23 protein-coding genes are annotated in these 17,093 nt (G+C 72.5%); 9 read left to right on the forward strand and 14 right to left on the reverse strand.

What is annotated here, in order from left to right; genetic code table 11:
• Window positions 1-92 precede the first annotated feature (92 nt).
• The 4 genes from ACFYZJ_RS28860 to ACFYZJ_RS28875 all read left to right on the forward strand — a co-directional run bounded on the left by ACFYZJ_RS28860 (window position 93) and on the right by ACFYZJ_RS28875 (window position 2,280).
• Complete coding sequence (locus ACFYZJ_RS28860) at window positions 93-485, forward strand: DUF2795 domain-containing protein (protein ID WP_388572713.1); 393 nt, start codon at window positions 93-95, stop codon at window positions 483-485.
• Between the two features lie 89 nt (window positions 486-574).
• Window positions 575-1,015 (forward strand): CBS domain-containing protein, encoded by a 441-nt coding sequence (locus ACFYZJ_RS28865; protein ID WP_388572715.1) that lies wholly within the window; start codon window positions 575-577, stop codon window positions 1,013-1,015.
• A 23-nt stretch (window positions 1,016-1,038) separates the two neighbouring features.
• Window positions 1,039-1,716: a diguanylate cyclase gene (locus tag ACFYZJ_RS28870; RefSeq protein WP_388572865.1), complete on the forward strand. Its 678-nt coding sequence runs from the start codon at window positions 1,039-1,041 to the stop codon at window positions 1,714-1,716.
• Window positions 1,717-1,749: 33 nt separating this feature from the next.
• Complete coding sequence (locus tag ACFYZJ_RS28875; RefSeq protein ID WP_388572867.1) at window positions 1,750-2,280, forward strand: type 1 glutamine amidotransferase domain-containing protein; 531 nt, start codon at window positions 1,750-1,752, stop codon at window positions 2,278-2,280.
• Between the two features lie 109 nt (window positions 2,281-2,389).
• Here ACFYZJ_RS28875 and ACFYZJ_RS28880 read toward each other — a convergent pair whose 3' ends face one another.
• On the reverse strand, window positions 2,390-2,647 hold the full coding sequence (locus ACFYZJ_RS28880) for a DUF6158 family protein (protein WP_388572717.1): 258 nt from the start codon (window positions 2,645-2,647) through the stop codon (window positions 2,390-2,392).
• Window positions 2,648-2,734: 87 nt separating this feature from the next.
• On the opposite strand from ACFYZJ_RS28880, the gene ACFYZJ_RS28885 reads away from it, so the two are divergent.
• From ACFYZJ_RS28885 to ACFYZJ_RS28900, 4 genes are all read left to right on the forward strand, one after another.
• Window positions 2,735-3,841 (forward strand): Vms1/Ankzf1 family peptidyl-tRNA hydrolase, encoded by a 1,107-nt coding sequence (locus ACFYZJ_RS28885; RefSeq protein ID WP_388572718.1) that lies wholly within the window; start codon window positions 2,735-2,737, stop codon window positions 3,839-3,841.
• A 207-nt stretch (window positions 3,842-4,048) separates the two neighbouring features.
• A complete protein-coding gene (locus tag ACFYZJ_RS28890) occupies window positions 4,049-5,572 on the forward strand; it encodes a bifunctional phosphatase PAP2/diacylglycerol kinase family protein (RefSeq protein WP_388572720.1) in 1,524 nt (507 codons plus the stop codon).
• 149 nt (window positions 5,573-5,721) lie between these two features.
• Window positions 5,722-6,537 carry a class I SAM-dependent methyltransferase gene (locus tag ACFYZJ_RS28895; RefSeq protein WP_388572723.1) on the forward strand — a complete coding sequence of 272 codons (816 nt, stop codon included), beginning with the start codon at window positions 5,722-5,724 and terminating at the stop codon, window positions 6,535-6,537.
• Between the two features lie 41 nt (window positions 6,538-6,578).
• Window positions 6,579-6,749 carry a hydrophobic protein gene (locus ACFYZJ_RS28900; RefSeq protein ID WP_388572724.1) on the forward strand — a complete coding sequence of 57 codons (171 nt, stop codon included), beginning with the start codon at window positions 6,579-6,581 and terminating at the stop codon, window positions 6,747-6,749.
• Between the two features lie 85 nt (window positions 6,750-6,834).
• Here the strand turns inward: ACFYZJ_RS28900 and ACFYZJ_RS28905 are convergent, their stop codons facing one another.
• The 12 genes from ACFYZJ_RS28905 to ACFYZJ_RS28960 are packed head-to-tail and all read right to left on the reverse strand — an operon-like array spanning window position 6,835 to window position 14,783.
• The gene (locus ACFYZJ_RS28905) at window positions 6,835-7,119 is read right to left on the reverse strand and encodes a gas vesicle protein K (RefSeq protein WP_388572726.1); all 285 of its coding nucleotides are present in this window, start codon (window positions 7,117-7,119) and stop codon (window positions 6,835-6,837) included.
• 1 nt (window position 7,120) lies between these two features.
• Window positions 7,121-7,315, reverse strand: coding sequence for a gas vesicle protein (locus tag ACFYZJ_RS28910; protein ID WP_388572728.1), 195 nt, complete (start codon window positions 7,313-7,315; stop codon window positions 7,121-7,123).
• Window positions 7,312-8,088 carry a GvpL/GvpF family gas vesicle protein gene (locus tag ACFYZJ_RS28915; RefSeq protein ID WP_388572730.1) on the reverse strand — a complete coding sequence of 259 codons (777 nt, stop codon included), beginning with the start codon at window positions 8,086-8,088 and terminating at the stop codon, window positions 7,312-7,314. Before ACFYZJ_RS28915 ends, ACFYZJ_RS28910 begins: the two co-directional genes overlap by 4 nt.
• Window positions 8,085-8,411, reverse strand: coding sequence for a gas vesicle protein (locus ACFYZJ_RS28920; RefSeq protein ID WP_388572732.1), 327 nt, complete (start codon window positions 8,409-8,411; stop codon window positions 8,085-8,087). Before ACFYZJ_RS28920 ends, ACFYZJ_RS28915 begins: the two co-directional genes overlap by 4 nt.
• The gene (locus tag ACFYZJ_RS28925) at window positions 8,408-8,770 is read right to left on the reverse strand and encodes a hypothetical protein (protein ID WP_388572734.1); all 363 of its coding nucleotides are present in this window, start codon (window positions 8,768-8,770) and stop codon (window positions 8,408-8,410) included. The genes ACFYZJ_RS28920 and ACFYZJ_RS28925 overlap by 4 nt, the downstream gene beginning before the upstream one ends.
• Window positions 8,767-9,033 (reverse strand): gas vesicle protein GvpG, encoded by a 267-nt coding sequence (locus ACFYZJ_RS28930; protein ID WP_388572735.1) that lies wholly within the window; start codon window positions 9,031-9,033, stop codon window positions 8,767-8,769. Before ACFYZJ_RS28930 ends, ACFYZJ_RS28925 begins: the two co-directional genes overlap by 4 nt.
• Window positions 9,034-9,037: 4 nt before the next feature.
• Window positions 9,038-9,802 carry a GvpL/GvpF family gas vesicle protein gene (locus ACFYZJ_RS28935; protein WP_388572737.1) on the reverse strand — a complete coding sequence of 255 codons (765 nt, stop codon included), beginning with the start codon at window positions 9,800-9,802 and terminating at the stop codon, window positions 9,038-9,040.
• Window positions 9,799-10,221: a gas vesicle structural protein GvpA gene (locus ACFYZJ_RS28940; RefSeq protein ID WP_388572739.1), complete on the reverse strand. Its 423-nt coding sequence runs from the start codon at window positions 10,219-10,221 to the stop codon at window positions 9,799-9,801. Before ACFYZJ_RS28940 ends, ACFYZJ_RS28935 begins: the two co-directional genes overlap by 4 nt.
• A 43-nt stretch (window positions 10,222-10,264) precedes the next feature.
• Entirely contained in the window at window positions 10,265-10,600 is a 336-nt protein-coding gene (locus ACFYZJ_RS28945; protein WP_388572740.1) for a gas vesicle protein, read from the reverse strand.
• Between the two features lie 60 nt (window positions 10,601-10,660).
• Complete coding sequence (gene ligD, locus ACFYZJ_RS28950; protein ID WP_388572741.1) at window positions 10,661-11,587, reverse strand: non-homologous end-joining DNA ligase; 927 nt, start codon at window positions 11,585-11,587, stop codon at window positions 10,661-10,663.
• Between the two features lie 14 nt (window positions 11,588-11,601).
• Entirely contained in the window at window positions 11,602-13,449 is a 1,848-nt protein-coding gene (locus ACFYZJ_RS28955) for a transketolase (RefSeq protein ID WP_388572742.1), read from the reverse strand.
• A complete protein-coding gene (locus tag ACFYZJ_RS28960; RefSeq protein WP_388572743.1) occupies window positions 13,446-14,783 on the reverse strand; it encodes an NAD(P)/FAD-dependent oxidoreductase in 1,338 nt (445 codons plus the stop codon). Before ACFYZJ_RS28960 ends, ACFYZJ_RS28955 begins: the two co-directional genes overlap by 4 nt.
• Before the next feature lie 188 nt (window positions 14,784-14,971).
• On the opposite strand from ACFYZJ_RS28960, the gene ACFYZJ_RS28965 reads away from it, so the two are divergent.
• Window positions 14,972-15,928, forward strand: coding sequence for an LLM class F420-dependent oxidoreductase (locus ACFYZJ_RS28965; RefSeq protein WP_388572745.1), 957 nt, complete (start codon window positions 14,972-14,974; stop codon window positions 15,926-15,928).
• A 123-nt stretch (window positions 15,929-16,051) separates the two neighbouring features.
• On the opposite strand, the gene ACFYZJ_RS28970 is transcribed toward ACFYZJ_RS28965, so the two are convergent.
• A complete protein-coding gene (locus ACFYZJ_RS28970) occupies window positions 16,052-17,089 on the reverse strand; it encodes an SDR family oxidoreductase (RefSeq protein ID WP_388572747.1) in 1,038 nt (345 codons plus the stop codon).
• Window positions 17,090-17,093 lie beyond the last annotated feature (4 nt).

A 17,093-nucleotide genomic window follows, 5' to 3' on the forward strand; every position in this document is an offset into this window, starting at 1 on the left:
ACGGCCGGAAGCGGACCATCACCCGCCGCACGGCCGTGTCGATGGCCGCCCCTCGGGTACACGCGGGGGCCACGCGACATTTGGAGGGACTCATGCAGCGAGGCAGCGACCGGCTGAACGTCCACCGCGACGACGAGATGAAGCACGAACTCCAGGGGCTGCTGCGCTCCGGCCACCCGACGCGGACCGAGGAGTGGCACGATCCCGAGCCTGCCGCCGACGACGACCCCGCGGTGTGGGCCGGTCCGGTGATTCCGGGCGGCGCGCGGTCGGTGGCCGATGTGCGTTTCGAGCTGGCACGGATCCTGGGGCGTACGGCGTTCCCGGGCCGCCCGCCCGAACTGATCGACGCCCTGCGCCGCCACCACGCCCCGGACGCGCTCGTCGCGCCCCTGGAGCGGCTGCCGCGCTCGTCGCGCTACGCCAACGCCCAGGAGCTCGCCGAGGCGATCGTCGGCGGCGAAGGGGCGGGGCGCGGCGCATAGGCGTCCGACGCGCGGGTACTGCGGGCGTCGTCCCGCTGACGCACCCACCCCCTGCCGGGCGCGGGGAAGCAGGAAAGGACAGCAGGCCAATGGCTGATTTCGTCAGGGAGGTCATGACGCCGGGCGTCGTGGCGGTCCTCCCGGACGCCTCCCTGGTGGAGGCGGCGCAACTGATGCGCGCCGAGGACATCGGGGACGTCCTGGTCGCCGAGGACGGGCACGTCGTCGGCGTGCTCACGGACCGTGACATCGCGCTGCGGGCCGTCGCGGACGGCGCCGACCCGCTGACCGTGAGCGCCCGGGCGGTGTGCACCCCGGACCCGGTGGTGGTCGGCCCCGACGATCCCGTGTCCACGGCCGTGGACCTGATGCGCGGGCATGCCGTGCGTCGGCTGCCGGTCGTCCAGGGCGGTCGGCCGGTGGGCATGGTGAGCCTGGGCGACCTTGCGGTCGCGCAGGACCCGGCGTCGGTGCTCGCGGACATCAGCCAGGCCGAGCCCGGAGGCGGGCGCGGCGGGGTGCCGGTGTGAGCGCGGCCGAGCGGGTGACCGGCATGATCCGCCGGGGCCGGGCCGACCGGGTCAGCGACTACGGCGCCACCGTGGACGTCGGCGACGCGACGACCCGCTACCTGCTGTACGGGCTGCTGCCGTTCTGGTTCGCGCCGGGCCTCGCCGACTGGGTGATGCACCGGCGCACCAGGATCGAGGAGACGTCCGGTACGAAGGAGTCGTTGATCCACGCGCTGATGATGACCGAAGTGGGCGTGCCCATCGCGCTCACCCTGCGCTACGAGGTCAACCCGCTGCTGCTGTGCGTGCAGTTGGCCGGGACCGCGGTGCACGAGGCGACCGCGCTGTGGGACGTACGGACCGCCGAGGACAGCGACCGGGAGGTCAAGCCGGTGGAGCAGCACATCCACAGCTTCCTGGAGTCGCTGCCGTTCGCGGCGCTCACGGCGCTCGGGTGTCTGCACTCCGACCAGGTGCGGTCGCTGCTGCGCGGCGGCCGGGGCGACGCGCGCGCCTGGCGGCTGGTGCGGCGGCGCCGGCCGCTGCCGCGGGGCTACCTGCTGGGCGTCACGGCGGCGATCGGCGCGTGTGTCGCGCTGCCCTACGGCGAGGAGTTGCTGCGCTGTCTGCGGGCCGGGCGGCGCCGGGCGCGGGGCGAGAAGGTGCTGGAGGCGACGGGCGACGAGGCCGTGTGGCAGGCGGAGGACCAGGCCGTGTGACAGGCACGGGCATGAGGAAGGACGGTGAACATCATGCGTATCGCGTTCCTGACCGCGCCCGAGGGCGTGGAGCAGGTGGAACTGACCGAGCCGTGGCAGGCGGTGAAGGACGCCGGCCACCAGCCCGTCCTGGTGTCGACGAAACCGGGACAGGTACAGGCGTTCAACCACCTGGACAAGGCGGACACCTTCCCGGTGGAGGCGGTGGTCGGTGAGGTGCCGGCCGAGTCCTTCGACGGGCTGGTGCTGCCGGGCGGGGTGGCGAACCCCGACTTCCTGCGGACGGACGAGCAGGCGGTGTCTTTCGTCCGGGCGTTCTTCGACCAGGGGCGGCCGGTCGCGGCGATCTGCCACGGCCCGTGGACCCTGATCGAGGCCGACGTCGTACGGGGCCGCACCCTGACCTCGTGGCCGAGCCTCAAGACGGACGTCCGCAACGCGGGCGGCACCTGGGTCGACGAGCAGGTGCACATCGACCGCGACGGCAACCTGCTGATCACCAGCCGGAAGCCGGACGATCTGAAGGCCTTCGACGAGGCGATCGTGAGGGAGTTCGCGGCGTGAACCGTCGCAGGCACACCCCCTGACCATCGCCCGACCGGGCGGTACAACCGGACAGGACCCGCCCAGTGGCCCCCTCGGGCGCCCGCAGGGCGGGTTTTCGCGCAGGTGGTCAGCGGGTCGGTTCGGCTTCCTGGGCCTCTTCGCAGGTGCCGCGCTCCCGGGCGCCGTCACGGGTGCGGCCGGCCGTGGTCAGGCGGCGCGGATGGCGGCGGAGGTATTCGCCCTCCAGTTGCGCCATCCGGTCGTTGTGCGCGCGCAGCGCGTCGTTCGAGCCGTGGAGCAGTGTGTCGTGGCGCGTGCGGTGGATCGTCTCCAGCTCTTTCATGAGCTGCTGGTCGGTCAGCCGGCCCGGGTCGACTCCGGTCATCGTGGTACCCCGCTCGTCGTGTTCGTCGGTGCGGTCCGGGTACCCGCCCGGCAAGAGCAATACCCGAGCGGCATCCGGGAGGGAGCCATGGATCTCGCCTTTCTTCATCCACTGTACGAACATGCCGGCCCCTGGGCCTCCGTGTACGTCGACACCTCCCGGCATACGGAGTCCACACCTCACGAACGCTCCCTCACCGCTCAGTCCCTGTACCGGGAACTCGCCGAGCAGGGCGCGGACGAGCCGACGTGCCGGGCCGTGCGGTCCGCCGTCGAGGACCTGGCCCACTCCCCCGAGCCACACGGCAGGGCCCTGTTCGCCCGTGCGGGCGAGGTGGTCCTCGATCCGCCGCTGGCCGCGCCGCCGCAGGGCTCCTCCGCGCTGTGGGCCACGCTGCCGCACACGGCGCCGTTGCTGGAGCTCGCGAACGAGGAACCGGTGTGCGTGGTGGCGTACATCGACCGCAAGGGCGCCGAGTTCGAGCTGCGCGGGGCCCTGGGCAGCCATCAGGCCGGGTCGGTGACCGGCAAGCAGCATCCGCTGCACCGTACGAGCAGCGCCGACTGGTCGGTACGCCACTTCCAGCTGCGCGTGGAGAACACCTGGGAGCACAACGCGGCGGAGATCGCGGACGCGCTCGCCGTCTGCCAGGAGGAGACCGGCGCCGACCTGGTGGTCCTCGTCGGCGAGGAGCGCGAGAGGCGCTCCGTGCACGAGCGGCTGCCGCGGCGGCTCCAGGACCAGGTGGTCGAGACGACGCACGGTGCGGGCAGCCGGCTGCTGGACGAGGAGGTGGAGCGGATCCGCACGGAGCATGTGCAGCGCCGCGCCGAACAGGAGCTGGAACGATTCCTGGCCGCCCGAGCCCCGGACGAGGAGGGGCGTGCGGGCGCGGTCGAGGGCGTGCCGGCGGTGGTCGAGGCGGCACGCGAACACCGTATCGACGAACTTCTGATCAATCCGGAGGGCCCGGACACCCGCCGTGAGGTGTGGATCGGCGAGGACCCGGACCAGGTCGCCGTGCGCCGCACGGATCTCAAGGCGGTGGGCGAGCGGCACGCCTGGTCGGCCCGCGCGGACGACGCGCTGCTGCGGTCGGCGGTGGAGACGGGCGCGGTGGCCGTCTCGGTGACGGCCGCCAGGGGCCAGGAAGGCCCGGTCGGCGGAGTGGGCGCGTTGCTGCGCTGGGCGTAGGCGGCGCCTGGCGCACGCCCGGCGTGGGCCAGGCGCACCGCCCGCCAGGCTGCGCGGGCGGTGCGCCTGGCGGGCACTTCTCGGCCCGTCCGGCGCTTGAGGACGGAGCCGTCCAGGCCGAAGCGGGGGCTGGGGGCGGCAGCTCCCAGGGACGGGTACGGTGGCGCGGCGGGGGCGAAATCGTTCCGTCGGGGTACCCGCAGGGCCATGAGCCCTGACGTCGACCTCACCACCCAGCCCCCCGGCCCCCACCCCCTCCGCAACCGCCTCCTCGGCCTCGACTGCCGCCTGTTCGAGGCCGTCGCCGCCCGCCACTGGCCCGGTGCCGACCCCCTGCTCCCCCGCCTCAGCCGGGCCGCCAACCACGGCGTGCTGTGGTTCGCCACCGCCGCCGCCCTCGCCGCCACCCGCAGCCCCCGGGCCCGCCGCGCGGCCGCCCGTGGTGTCGCCTCCCTCGCGCTCGCCTCCGCCACCATCAACACCCTCGGCAAGCGGTCGGTCCGTCGCCCCCGTCCCGTCCTCGATCCGGTCCCGGCCGTGCGCCGGCTCAAGCGGCAGCCGATCACCACTTCCTTCCCGTCCGGTCACTCCGCCTCGGCCGCCGCGTTCGCCACCGGTGTCGCCCTGGAGTCGCGCGGCTGGGGTGCCGCCGTCGCGCCGCTCGCCACCGCCGTCGCCGTCTCCCGCGTCTACACCGGCGTCCACTTCCCGAGCGATGTCCTCGCGGGCGCGGCCCTCGGCGTGGGCGCCGCCTACGCCGTACGGGGCCTCGTCCCGACCCGTGATCTCCTCCCGCCGCCCGGCCGCCGGCGCTCCCCGGAGGCCGCCGCCGCGCCGGAACCCCTCGCGCCCGCGCTCGACGACGGCACGGGGCTCGTGGTCGTCGTGAACAAGGGCGCGGCGACCTGGGACCGGGTACGCGCCCTCACGGACGCGCTCCCCGGCACCGAGATCGTGGAGTGCGAACCACCCGATGTGCGCACCGAATTGGAGAAGGCGGCGGCTCGCGCCCGGGTGCTCGGCGTGTGCGGCGGCGACGGCACCGTGAACACGGCGGCGGCCGTCGCCCTGCGCCACGGCCTCCCGCTCGCCGTGTTCCCGGGCGGCACCCTGAACCACTTCGCGCTCGACCTCGGCGTGGAGGACCCCGGTGACCTGGTGGGCGCCCTCACGCGGGGCGACGCCGTCCGGGTCGACGTGGGCCGGTTCACCTCGGGTGAGACACAGGGCTGCTTCCTCAACACCTGCAGCCTCGGCGTGTACCCGGAGCTGGTGCGCGAACGGGAGCGCTGGTCGCCCCGGATCGGCGGCTGGCCGGCCGGAGTTCTCGCCGCCCTGCGCGTCCTGCGCGCCGACCGCCATCCCCTGGCCGTACGCGTCGGTGACCGTACCCACCCGCTGTGGCTGCTGTTCGCGGGCAACGGCACCTACCACCGCATGGGCCTGGTGCCCGGCCGCCGCCACGACCTGGCCGACGGGCTGCTCGACGTGCGGGTCGTGCACGGCGGGCGTCGGCCCGCCGCCCGTCTGCTGGCGGCCGCGTTCGCGGGCCCGCTGTCGCGCTCACCGTTCCACGCGGCCGTACGGGTGCGGCGGCTGCACCTGGACGGGGTCGCCCCCGGCACCCTGCTCGCCTACGACGGAGAGGTCACGGCCGTCCAGGGCGAGGTGACCCTCGAGGCCCTGCCCGAGGCGCTGACCGTCTACCGGCCGTTGCCCGCCGCCGGCTGATCCCCGCGCCACCCGGCTTCAGAGCACGCGCACCAACACTGCTGTCCACATTGCAAGATAGAAGTCTCATTATTCGGTTCGATCGCCTACCGTGACGCGTACCGCCCCGCGGCAACGCCCGGGGCCCGTACGAGGGGAAGAGGATCGCCATGCCGAAGGAGACGGCCGTCTACACGCACGGCCACCACGAGTCCGTGCTGCGCTCGCACACCTGGCGGACCGCCGCCAACTCCGCGGCGTACCTCCTCGGCTCGCTGAAGCCGCACATGAGGATCCTGGACATCGGCTGCGGGCCGGGCACCATCACCGCGGACCTGGCCGCCCTGGTTCCCGACGGTCATGTCACCGGTGTCGACCGCGCGCCGGAGATTCTGGACCAGGCCCGGGCGGCGGCCGAGGCCCGCGGGGTCACCAACGTGGACTTCGCGGTCGCGGACGTGCACGCGCTGCAGTACCCGGACGACACGTTCTGCGTGGTCCACGCCCACCAGGTGCTCCAGCACGTGGGCGACCCGGTGCAGGCGCTGCGCGAGATGCACCGGGTCACCCGGCCGGGTGGTTTCATCGCCGCGCGTGACGCCGACTACGGCGCCATGACCTGGTATCCGGCGTCGCAGGGCCTGGACGACTGGCTGGAGCTGTACGAGCGTGTCGCCCGCGCCAACGGAGGGGAGCCCGACGCGGGGCGGCGCCTGAAGTCCTGGGCACTGCGGGCCGGTATCAGGGACGTCACCACCACCTCCGGCACCTGGACCTTCGCCACCGCCGAAGAGCGGGCCTGGTGGAGCGGGCTGTGGGCGGACCGCACGCTCGCCTCGGCGTACGCCGACCGGGCGATAGGTGGTGGCCATGCGACCGCGGAAGAACTGCGGGCCGTTTCTGCGGCCTGGCGGGAATGGGGCCGGCACGAGGACGGATGGTTCTCGGTGCTGCACGGAGAAATTCTCTGCCGGAAAGAAGTCTGATTCTCGCAGTTCGGGAAACTTGAACGACAGGAGGTGTGATTATGGTTCCGATCCTGCTCGTTCTGCTGCTGGCCGTGATTCTCTTCGGCGTCGGATTCGCGGTGAAGGCACTGTGGTGGATCGCCCTGGCGGTGCTGGTGGTCTGGCTGCTGGGCTTCCTGGTGCGCGGCACCACAGCGGCCGGCGGCCGGGGCCGATGGTATCGCTGGTGAATCGGCGGTGCCCGGGCGGCGATCCGCCCGGGCACCTCGTTCCCGTGATCCGTTGATCCCGGTGATTCCCGTGATCCGTCGGCGATCACTCCCGCGGCAACAATGTTCCCAGCGGCCCGAGGTCCAGATTCAGGTCCTCGGGCCGCAGTCCGTAGCGCTCGCGGAGTTCCGCCATGCGGTCCTCGAGCAGCATCAGGGTGAGCCCGATGCGCTCCTCCTGGTCCTCCGTCAGCTCACCGGTGTCGAACCTGCGCAACGCCTGCCGCTCCATGAGCTGCCGCAGCAGCTCGACCACGGTCAGCACGAGCTTGACCAGGTCGCGCTCCACCGTGTCGGGTTCCAGGTCGAGTCGGTTGCGTCCGCTGCTCATGTCACCGTTCCTCCGGCCAGGGGGCCGGCACCTGGCCGCCGACCGAGCTGATCAGCGCGTTGAGGTCGATACGGACGAGGTCCACGTCCGCGATGCGCAGGGTGAGGTCGCCCGTGATGACGACGCCGCCGGCCAGCAGCCGGTCGAGCAGGTCCACCAGCGCGACCTGGCGGTGCTGAAGTCCGCCGGCGGTCACGGCTCCTCCCGCCCCTCGACGCCGCTGAACGAGTACGCCGCCCAGGGGCCGGTGAGTTCGACCCGGACCCCGGGAATTCCGCTTTTCTCCTGCCCCACTTTTGCCACGAACGCCTCGGACTCGGAACGCGGCACAAGATAGGCCGCGTTGAGCACATTGCGACCGGAAGTACCGGAGAGTGCGGGATTCTGCGGGGCGTGCAGACGGAAATCCTCGGCACGGCCGGCGAGAGTCTCATGCAGTCGGTGTGCGAACCGTTCCGTGTTCTCCCGCATTTCCTCGTGGGCGTGTTGGCGCACCCGGCGCTGCCGCAGATAGTCCCGGCCGGAGACCGGTTTCCGGGGCTCGGGAGCCCTTTCGTTCTCTTCCGTCCGGTCAGGCTGTGCGTACACCTTGACGCCCCATTCGACCCGGCCGTCGAGGCGGTCGAGGGCGCGGTGGAAGTCGTCCGCGCGCTCCTGGAGCATGGCGCGTACGCCGCTGTCGTCCCGGAACACCGTGGCGAGCCGCAGCGGCAGGGGCGTGGTGACGGCGGTGAGCGCGTCCACGACGCCCTGGTGGGCGCGCGCGGTGGCGGCCAGCCAGTCCAGGTCCTCCAGATGGGCGCGGAGCGGCTCCTCGGCGAAGTCCCGCTCGGGGACCGTGCTGACGACGGCGACCAGGCCGTCGTGCGCCAACTGCCGGGGCGGCACGCCCGCGACGCCCGCCGGGCCGTCCTCGAGCGCCGCGTGAAAGGGGCGGCAGACGGCGTACACGTACCGCAGTCCGTTCACGGAGCCTCCTTCTCGCCGCGCGCGCCCTCCAGTTCGGTTAGCCGGTCGCGCAGCTCGGCGTTCTCCCGGGCGAGTTCGTTGTTGCGGGCGCGGGACGACAGCGCCGGGTCGGTCTCCCACCAGTCGATGCCCATCTCCTTCGCCCGGTCGACGGACGCGACGACGAGGCGGAGCTTGATGGTGAGCAGTTCGATGTCGAGCAGGTTGATCCGGATGTCGCCGGCGATCACCACGCCCTTGTCGAGGACGCGTTCGAGAATGTCGGCGAGGTTGGCGCCGCCGCCCTGCCCGTAGGGCTCGGGCAGTCGTCCTGGGGTGGTCACGGGCCGCTCCCCTCCTCGAGTTCCCGGGGCGCGGGCTCGGGCCCGGCCGCGGGGAGCGACCGGGCCCGGCTCCGGGTGACATGGCGGCCCACGGCGAGTGCGACCCGCCTGAGCGCTGGGCTGTTGCCCTCGGCGACGTCGCTGAGCCTGACGCTGAGCGCGCCGAGGCTGCGCCCGGCAGCGGCCAGCAGGGGCTGGGCCCGCGTCAGCAGATAGGCCCGCACCTCCCGCTCCAGGCGCTCGACGGCCGGGTCGCGACCGGCCGTCGTCGTACGGGTCGTATCCAGCGTCTTCGTCCTGCTCCTGCGCCCCAGGGCGTAGGCGATGCCCAGGGCGAGGCCGAGTTCCAGTCGGTTCATCGTGTCGTCGTCCCGTCGGCTGTTCCCCGGCCGCGCCCCAGGCCGGTCTCCAGCCGGTCCAGGAGCGCGTCCTCCAGCCGGTCGAACTCCTCCTCGTCGATCTCCCCGGCGTCCAGCCTCTCCTCCAGCCGTGCGAGTTCGGCGCGGACGGCCGCGGGGTCGTAGTACTGTCGCTCGGCCTCGGCGAGCACCTGTCTCACCGCCCAGAGGCTGCCGCGCACCGGGGCGAACGGCAGCAGCAGCACCTCACCGATCAGGCCCATGCGCTCACCCCTGGGCGGCGGCCGTCCGGCTGCCCGCGGGCTCGGACGGTCCCGGCTCGACGAAGCTGTACGGCGGCAGCGGCCCGTTGACCCGCACTTCGAGGTGCGGATGCGCCTTGCGGAGCTGTTCCACGGCGGTCAGGAACACGTCGGCCGCGTCCCGCGCCACCAGGAACGAGACGTTGGCGAGCCAGCCGGTGGACTCGGGACCCACGCTGACGGCCTCGGCGGCCGGCTCCAGGGCACGCTGGAGCTCCCTGGCGTCCTCGGCCTCGCGGCTCTGCACCGCGGCCGCCACCATCTCGCCGAGCCTGAGCTTCTCCTCGTAACTCCCGCCGCCCGCCTTGCGGTTGGCTTCCGCCAGGGACCGGACCTCGGGGTTCTCGGCCATCACGCGGTGCAGGACGGCCTCCTGGTCGTGGCTGGCCTTGATGTTGTACTCGACCTTGCCGTCCAGGGTGCCGAGCCGCTCCCGGTAGTGGCCGGCGCGCTCTTCGAGAACGCCGGTGACGGCGTCGTCGTCCGGTGCCAGGCTGCCGAACCGCATGGGCAGGATCGGGCCGCCCGCGGCCGCCTCGCTCAGTACGTTCTGGTGGGCGAGCAGGTCACGGCGCTTGGGGCGCAGCCCCTCGGGCGCGTCACTGACGATCGCCGCCAGTTCGTCCCGCTTCAGGATGCGTACCGTCCGGGCGGGGTCGCCGACCCCGCCCATCCCGTCGGGGAGCGAGGGGTGGTCGGCCGCGGCGATGCCGTAGACGTACGTGCTCACTCCTGCTCCTCCTTCTCCCGCGAGGCCGTCGACTTACGGGTGCGCCGGCTCGGTTCGGCCTGCGCCTCCTCGCGGGCCTGCCGGAAGGCGTCCGAGATGGTCTCGGCGGCTCCGGACAGGGCACCCTTGGACTTGCCGCGCGCGCCGGACTCGGTCATCTCCCCGACCAGGTCGGGCAGTCCGGGGTTCTTGCGCGGACCGGCCTCCAGGTCGAGCCGGTTGCACGCCTCGGCGAAGCGCAGATAGGTGTCGACGCTGGCGACGACGACCCGGACGTCGATCTTCAGGATTTCGATTCCGACGAGGGACACGCGGACGAACGCGTCGATGACGAGTCCTCGGTCGAGGACCAGTTCCAGGACGTCGTACAGGCCGCTGGAGCCGCCTCCGGAAGTCTGTTGTGCCGGGACAACGGTCATGCCGACCGGTCCTCCTTGTCTGTGTGTCGGTGCGTGCGGCGGGCTAACTGCCGCCGCCCCTGCGCGGATCGGCCCTCCCGCGTTCGTAACGGCGAACGCGCCGGTATCCGGTGAGCTCACCGTCGGCGGAGACCTCCACCTGGTAGCTCGCGAGCAGACTCATGGTGTCGGGGACCCTGGCGAGTTCCAGGACCTCCATCTCGAGCGTCCAGCCGTCCTCGGTCTGTTCGAAGGACGACACGGACTCGGCGGCCAGGCCGGTGAGCTCCGTGAACTGTGCGCGCGCGTTGCGCAGCACCTCCATGGGGCTCGGCCGGCCGTCCGCCCGGTCGCTGTTCTCGGGAGAGTTTCGTGCATGTGTGCGTGATGTGTTCGACATGGCCACCTCGACCACCGGGTGGCCGCAAAGGCGTTGGCCAAACCTTCGATGTCCGGGACTTCAACCGCGCAGGCCGTCGAGCCGCCGCCGGGCGGGCCCGAGGGAGCGTCCCCGGGAGGGCACGTCCGCCCAGGGGTCGGTGCGGGCCTGGTCCACCGCGTCGGCGATGGTCCAGCGGCGGGCGTTCAGATCCGGGTCGTCCAACTGGCCCCAGGACAGCGGCGTGGCGACCGGGGCGCCCGGCAGCGCCCGTACGGTGAAGGGGGCGACGGCGGTCTGCGCGTACGCGTTGCGCTGCACATCGAGGTAGAGGCGCGCACCGCGGTCCTTCTTGCGGGCGGCGGTGGTGAGCAGGTCGGGGTGGGCGGCGGCGAGGACGTCGGCGACGTCCCTCGCGAACTGGCGTGCCTCGTCGAAGTCGTGGTCGCCGCTGACCGGAACGACCACGTGCAGGCCCCGCGAACCGGTCGTCATCAGACCGGACGGCAGCCGCAGTTCGTCCAGCAGCTCCCCCACGAGCCGTGCGGCCTCGCGTACCCGGCCGAAGTCGTCGTCCGCCGGGTCGAGGTCGAACACGATCCGGTCGGGACGCTCGGGCCGGTCGGCGCGGGAGAGCCAGCGGTGCAGCGTGAGGCAGGCCTGGTCGGCGAGGTAGAGGAGGGTGGCGGTGTCGTCGCAGACGGTGTGGCAGACGGTGCCGCCCTCCTTGGGCAGTTCGGCGCGGTGGATCCACTCCGGGTAGTGCTCCGGGGTGTTCTTCTGCATGAAGCGGGGCCCGTCCACGCCGTCCGGATGCCGCTCCAGCATCAGAGGCCGGCCGCGCAGGTGCGGCAGCATGAAGGGGGCGGCGGAGCGGTAGTAGGCCACGAGGTCGGCCTTGGTGTACTCCTTGCCGTCCCTGCCCCCGTCGCCGGGGAAGAGCACCTTGTCCGGCCGGTGCACCTCGACCGTGCGATGGCCGGCCCGCACGGTCCGCGTGCTGTTCATGTCGCTTCCCCCGGTCACGGCACCACGGCGTGCTCCACCAGCAGCCGCGCCGAGGCGGCGATCGACTCGGCGTCGATGCCCGCGGCGTGCAGCTGCTCCTCGGGGGTCGCCGAGCCGGGCATCGTACGGACGGCGAGCCGCACCAGACGCGGTACGGGCCGCCCGTCGAGGAAGGCGTCGAGGACCGCGTCGCCGAGGCCGCCCTCCTCGCGGTGGTCCTCCACGGTCAGCAGGCAGCCGGTGCGGTTGGCGGCCTCGCGCAGGGTCTCGCGGTCGACCGGCTTGACCGAGTACAGGTCGATGACCCGCACCGGGATGCCCTGTTCGGCCAGGGCGTCGGCGGCCTTCAGCGCCTCGTGGACGGTGACCCCGGCGGCCACGATCGTGAGCCGGTCCTCGAAGGAGGCACGCAGCACCTTGCTGCCGCCGACGGGGAACTCCTCGGTGGGCCCGTAGATGACCGGGGTCTTCCCGCGCGAGGTGCGCAGGTAGTGGATGCCCTCGCGGCCCGCCATCGCGGCGACGAGCTTGGCGGTCTGGTTGGCGTCGCACGGGTACAGGACGGTCGAGTCGTACACCGATCGGAACATGGCGAGGTCCTCGAGGCCCATCTGCGAGGGGCCGTCCTGGCCGATGGCGCAGCCGGCGTGCGAGCCGACGAGGTTGAGGCCCGAGCCGCTGATCGAGGCCATGCGCACGAAGTCGTGGGCACGGGTGAGGAACGCGGCGAACGTGGAGGCGTACGGCACCCAGCCGCGCGCGGCCATGCCGACGGCGGCGGCGACCATCTGCTGTTCGGCGATGTAGCACTCGAAGTAGCGCTCGGGATGCTCCTTGCCGAAGTACTCCGACCGGGTGGAGTCGCCGACCTCGCCGTCGAGGGCGACCACGTCGCCGCGCGCGTTGCCGAGCGCGGCGAGCGCCTGGCCGTAGGCGTCGCGGGTGGCGACCTCGTCGCCGATGTCGTAGCGCGGCAGCTCCAGGTGGCCGCTCTGCACGGCGTGCAGCACGCGGGCGGCGGGCGGCGCCTGCACCTCGACGTGGAGGTCGCGTACGCCGCCGAGTTCCGCGATCGCCTCGTCGGCGTCCGGCAGCGGCTTGCCGTGCTGGCCCTCGCGGTCCTGGACGGCGGTGACGCCCTTGCCCTTGAGGGTGCGGGCGAGTATGACGGTGGGCTGTCCGGCGGTGGACTCGGCCTCGGCGAAGGCGCGGTCGATGGCCTCCACGTCGTGGCCGTCGACCTCCACCGTGTGCCAGTCGAATGCCTTGAAGCGGCGTGCGTAGGCGTCCAGGTCGTGGCCGTGGCGGGTGGGTCCGCGCTGGCCGAGCCGGTTGACGTCGACGATCGCGATCAGGTTGTCCAGGTGCTCGTACCCGGCGTGCTCGGCGGCCTCCCACACGGAGCCCTCGGCGAGTTCGCTGTCACCGCACAGCACCCAGACCCGGTAGCCGGTGCGGTCCAGCCGCTGCCCGGCGAGTGCGATGCCGACCCCGACGGGCAGCCCCTGGCCGAGCGAGCCGGTGGCCGTCTCCACCCAGGGCAGTCGGCGGGGCGTGGGGTGCCCCTCCAGGCGGCTGCCGAGCTTGCGGAAGGTGAGCAGCTCGGTCTCGTTGATCGCACCTGCGGCCTTGTAGGCGGCGTAGAGGAGGGGTGAGGCGTGCCCCTTGGAGAGGATGAACCGGTCGTTGCCGGGGTGGGCGGGCCGTTCGAAGTCGTAGCGGAGGTGGTGGGCCAGCAGGACGGCCATCAGGTCCGCGGCGGACATCGAGGAGGTGGGGTGCCCGGAGCCGGCCGCGGCGGAGGCGCGGACGCTGTCGACGCGCAGTTGCTGGGCGAGCTCGTGGAGATGACGGGGGTTCATGTGTCTTCCTCCCTTCCGGGCTGGTTGTTGCCGCCCGGTACGCGGGCCAGTTCGGGCGAGGACGACTCCAACGGCACGGACCAGGAACGGACCAGTCCGAGCTGGACGGCCTGGCGCGGCAGTACGGCGTCCAGGAGCCAGTCGGCGGCGACCCGGATGCGGTTGCCGGGCATCGCGGCGAGGTGGTAGCCGTGCGTGACGGCCGAGGCGAGCGGCCCCGACAGGGGGATGCCGAGCGGGTCCGCGGCGGCCTGCGGGCCGCCGAGGTCCACGACGAAGCCCAGGTCGCGGTGGCGGTAGGCGCGCCGGGAGCCGATGCCGAGGGAGGCGGCGACGTTGCGCGCGCAGACCTTGCCGTGCCGCCAGGCGTGCTGCGCCGTCATCGGCGTGTACTGGCCGGGTTTCTCCAGGTCGGGTACGGCGGCCGCGTCACCGCAGGCGAACACCTCGGGGTGCCCCGGCACCTGGAGGTAGGGGTCGACGAGCAGCCGGCCGCGCTCCAGGGGCTTGCCGAGGCCCTCCACGAGCGGGTCGGGTCGTACGCCGACGCACCACACCAGGGTGCGGGTGTCGACGAACTGCCCGTCGGTCAGCAGCACTCCGTCGTGCGTCGCCTCCTTCACGGAGGTGCCCATCCGCACGTCGACGCCGCGCTTGCGCAGGACGCGGTCGGCGGTGCGGGAGAGCCGCTCGTCCATATCGGGCAGCACGCGCGGGGCGATGTCGAGCAGCATCCAGCGCGGCTTGATGCCCTGGCGCAGCGGCTGCTTGCGCACCAGGGCGTCGGTGAACCGCTTGCCCTGCGCGGCGACTTCGGTCCCGGTGTAGCCGGCGCCGACCACGACGAAGGTGCAGCGCGCGGCGCAGGTCTTGGGGTCGTCGGACGTGGCCGCCAGCTCGACCTGGCGGGTCACGTGGTCGCGCAGGTACAGCGCCTCGGGCATGCCCCGGAAGCCGTGGGCGTGCTCGGAGACGCCGGGGATCGGCAGCAGCTTGTTGACGCTGCCGACGGCGAGGACGAGCCGGTCGTAGCCGAGGGTGCCGCCGTTGCCCTCCGGGTCGGTGTAGTGCACGGTGCGCGCGTCGAGGTCGATTCCGTCGGCCTCGCCGAGCACCAGGCGGACGTGGCGCAGGGTGCCGGAGAGCGAGACGGCGACCCGTCGAGGTTCCAGGATGCCCGTGGCCACCTGTGGCAGCAGGGGCAGGTACAGAAAGTAGTCCGTCGGGTTGAGCAGAGTGATGTCGGCCCGGTGCCGGGTCAGCCGGGACAGGGTGCGGGCCGTCTGGTACCCGGCGAATCCGGCACCGACGATCAGGATGCGGGGTCGACTCACGATTCGCCTCCGGCGTGCTCGCGCGTACGTCGTCTGCCTGGTGGGCGCACGGATGAGCCACCCGTGCGAGACCTTCCGCGTCCCCCGGGTCAGGGCGCCCAAACGCCGCCGGGCGGGCGTTTCGTCCATGTTCCGCACGGTTACCCGGCCGGTGACCGACGCGGTACCCCTCCCCGGAGGTTCACCACATGACCGAGTACGGCTACTTCCTCTCGTGCGAGGAGTTCGGCCCGGCGGATCTGATCGAGCAGGCGAGGATGGCCGAGCAGGCCGGATTCCAGCGGCTGTGGATCTCGGACCACTACCACCCGTGGAACGACGCACAGGGTCAGAGCCCGTTCGTGTGGTCGGTGATCGGTGCGCTCTCGGAGGCGGTGTCGCTGCCGATCGAGACCGCGGTGACCTGCCCGACCGTGCGGATGCACCCGGCGGTGGTGGCGCAGGCCGCCGCCACCAGCGCGGTGATGACCGGCGGGCGGTTCCGGCTGGGCGTGGGCACGGGCGAGGCGCTGAACGAGCACATCCTCGGTGACGCGTGGCCGCCGACGACCGTACGCCTGGAGATGCTGGAAGAGGCGATCCAGATCATGCGGCGGCTGTTCACCGGGGAGCAGGTGACCCACTACGGCAGCCACTACAAGGTGGAGAACGCCAGGCTGTACACGATCCCGGACGAGCCGGTCCCGATCGACATCTCGGGTTTCGGGCCCGCGGCGACGGCACTGGCGGCGCGCGTCGGCGACGGCTACATCACGATGATGCCCGAGGAGTCGATGGTGACGCAGTTCCGCAAGGGCGGGGGCGGCAGCAAGCCGGTGAGCGGCGGCGCGAAGGTCTGCTACGGCACGGACCGCGAGGAGTGCGTGCGCACGGTCCGCGAGCTGTGGTCCAACGAGTTGCTGCCGGGGGAGATGGGGCAGGTGCTGCCGACGCCGAGGCACTTCGAGCAGCTGATGCCACTGGTCTCTGAGGACATGGTGCGGGAGAACAGGGTGTGCGGTGACAATGTGGACGAACACGTGTCCGCCCTCACCGCGTATGCGGACGCGGGTTTCGACGTGGTCCACGTCAATCAGATCGGCCCGGACCAGCGCGGCTTCTTCGACTTCTACCGCGCGAAGGTGCTGCCGCAGCTGCCGCACTGAACAGGGACGAACTCCGAACACGGACGAACACACACGGACGAACACATGAGCGAACCCCGGGGCCGCACCCCGGGATTCGCTCAATCATGTGCTCCTGCCGTGTTCGTGCGCTCGGCCATGCGCTCAGCCGCGGCGCCGCAGGCCGGCCGCCGTGACCGCGGCACCCAGGCCTCCGGCGAGGATTCCCGCTCCGATGCGCGTCCGGTTGCGGGACAGCCATTCCTCCACGCTGTCCGGACGGGACTCCGCGTCGAAGCGGCCGTGGGCTCCGTAGTCGTGGCCGTGCGGTCCGTCCGCCGGGGACCACAGGTTGCCCGCGGTGCCGTGCTGCCCCTCGTCGCGCTGCGAGTCGAACCCCGTACGCGCGAGGTAGCGGTCCAGCAGCCCCGGGACCACGGCGTTGGCGATGAGGGTGGCCGCCGTGGACCCGCCCACCCAGTACTCCCGGCGCCGCGGATGCCCGGCCGCGTGCACGATCGCACGGGCGGCGACCTCCGGCTGGTAGACCGGCGCCACCGGCCGCGCCCGCCCCGGCATCCGGCTGAGCACCCAGTCGAACTGCGGGGTGTTGAGCGCCGGCATCTGCACCATCGTCGTACGTACTTTCGAACCCTCGTGCAGCAGCTCGCAGCGCAGCGACTCGTTGAAGCCCTGGATCGCGTGCTTGGCCCCGCAGTACGCCGACTGCAGCGGGATGCCCCGGTAGGCCAGCGCGGAGCCGACCTGGACGATCGTCCCGTGGTCCGCGGGCAGCATGTGCCGCAGCGCGGCCCGGGTGCCGAACACATAGCCCAGGTACGTCACTTCGGTGACCCGGCGGAACTCGTCCGGCGCGATGTCCGTGAACCGCGCGAAGACACCGGCGAACGCGTTGTTGACCCAGACGTCGATGCGTCCGAACTCCTCGACGACCTGCTCCGCCGCGTCCTCGACCGCCCGCGCGTCCGACACGTCGACGGGGACGACGAGCGCCTCACCCCCGGCGCGGCGCACCTCCTCCGCGGCCGCCGCGAGGCCCTCGCGCCCTCGGGCGAGCAGAGCGACCCGGTCGCCCCGGGCGGCGAAGGCCACGGCCGTGGCCCGGCCCACGCCGCCGCTGGCCCCCGTCACCACGACTGCCCTGCGGTGCTTCGGCAGGGCTCCCGACCATGCCCTGGCCACGGCG

The sequence above is a fragment of the Streptomyces sp. NPDC001848 genome, from assembly GCF_042891915.1.
In the GTDB taxonomy this organism is placed as follows: Bacteria; Actinomycetota; Actinomycetes; order Streptomycetales; family Streptomycetaceae; genus Streptomyces.

Bases quoted from the DNA above. Each gene is read 5' to 3' on its own strand.
- ACFYZJ_RS28860 (WP_388572713.1), top strand. From the start codon at position 93: ATGCAGCGAGGCAGCGACCGGCTGAACGTCCACCGCGACGACGAGATG.
- ACFYZJ_RS28865 (WP_388572715.1), top strand. From the start codon at position 575: ATGGCTGATTTCGTCAGGGAGGTCATGACGCCGGGCGTCGTGGCGGTC.
- ACFYZJ_RS28870 (WP_388572865.1), top strand. From the start codon at position 1,039: ATGATCCGCCGGGGCCGGGCCGACCGGGTCAGCGACTACGGCGCCACC.
- ACFYZJ_RS28875 (WP_388572867.1), top strand. From the start codon at position 1,750: ATGCGTATCGCGTTCCTGACCGCGCCCGAGGGCGTGGAGCAGGTGGAA.
- ACFYZJ_RS28880 (WP_388572717.1), bottom strand. From the start codon at position 2,647: ATGACCGGAGTCGACCCGGGCCGGCTGACCGACCAGCAGCTCATGAAA.
- ACFYZJ_RS28885 (WP_388572718.1), top strand. From the start codon at position 2,735: ATGGATCTCGCCTTTCTTCATCCACTGTACGAACATGCCGGCCCCTGG.
- ACFYZJ_RS28890 (WP_388572720.1), top strand. From the start codon at position 4,049: ATGAGCCCTGACGTCGACCTCACCACCCAGCCCCCCGGCCCCCACCCC.
- ACFYZJ_RS28895 (WP_388572723.1), top strand. From the start codon at position 5,722: ATGCCGAAGGAGACGGCCGTCTACACGCACGGCCACCACGAGTCCGTG.
- ACFYZJ_RS28900 (WP_388572724.1), top strand. From the start codon at position 6,579: ATGGTTCCGATCCTGCTCGTTCTGCTGCTGGCCGTGATTCTCTTCGGC.
- ACFYZJ_RS28905 (WP_388572726.1), bottom strand. From the start codon at position 7,119: ATGAGCAGCGGACGCAACCGACTCGACCTGGAACCCGACACGGTGGAG.
- ACFYZJ_RS28925 (WP_388572734.1), bottom strand. From the start codon at position 8,770: ATGAACCGACTGGAACTCGGCCTCGCCCTGGGCATCGCCTACGCCCTG.
- ACFYZJ_RS28930 (WP_388572735.1), bottom strand. From the start codon at position 9,033: ATGGGCCTGATCGGTGAGGTGCTGCTGCTGCCGTTCGCCCCGGTGCGC.
- ACFYZJ_RS28940 (WP_388572739.1), bottom strand. From the start codon at position 10,221: ATGACCGTTGTCCCGGCACAACAGACTTCCGGAGGCGGCTCCAGCGGC.
- ACFYZJ_RS28945 (WP_388572740.1), bottom strand. From the start codon at position 10,600: ATGTCGAACACATCACGCACACATGCACGAAACTCTCCCGAGAACAGC.
- ligD (WP_388572741.1), bottom strand. From the start codon at position 11,587: ATGAACAGCACGCGGACCGTGCGGGCCGGCCATCGCACGGTCGAGGTG.
- ACFYZJ_RS28955 (WP_388572742.1), bottom strand. From the start codon at position 13,449: ATGAACCCCCGTCATCTCCACGAGCTCGCCCAGCAACTGCGCGTCGAC.
- ACFYZJ_RS28965 (WP_388572745.1), top strand. From the start codon at position 14,972: ATGACCGAGTACGGCTACTTCCTCTCGTGCGAGGAGTTCGGCCCGGCG.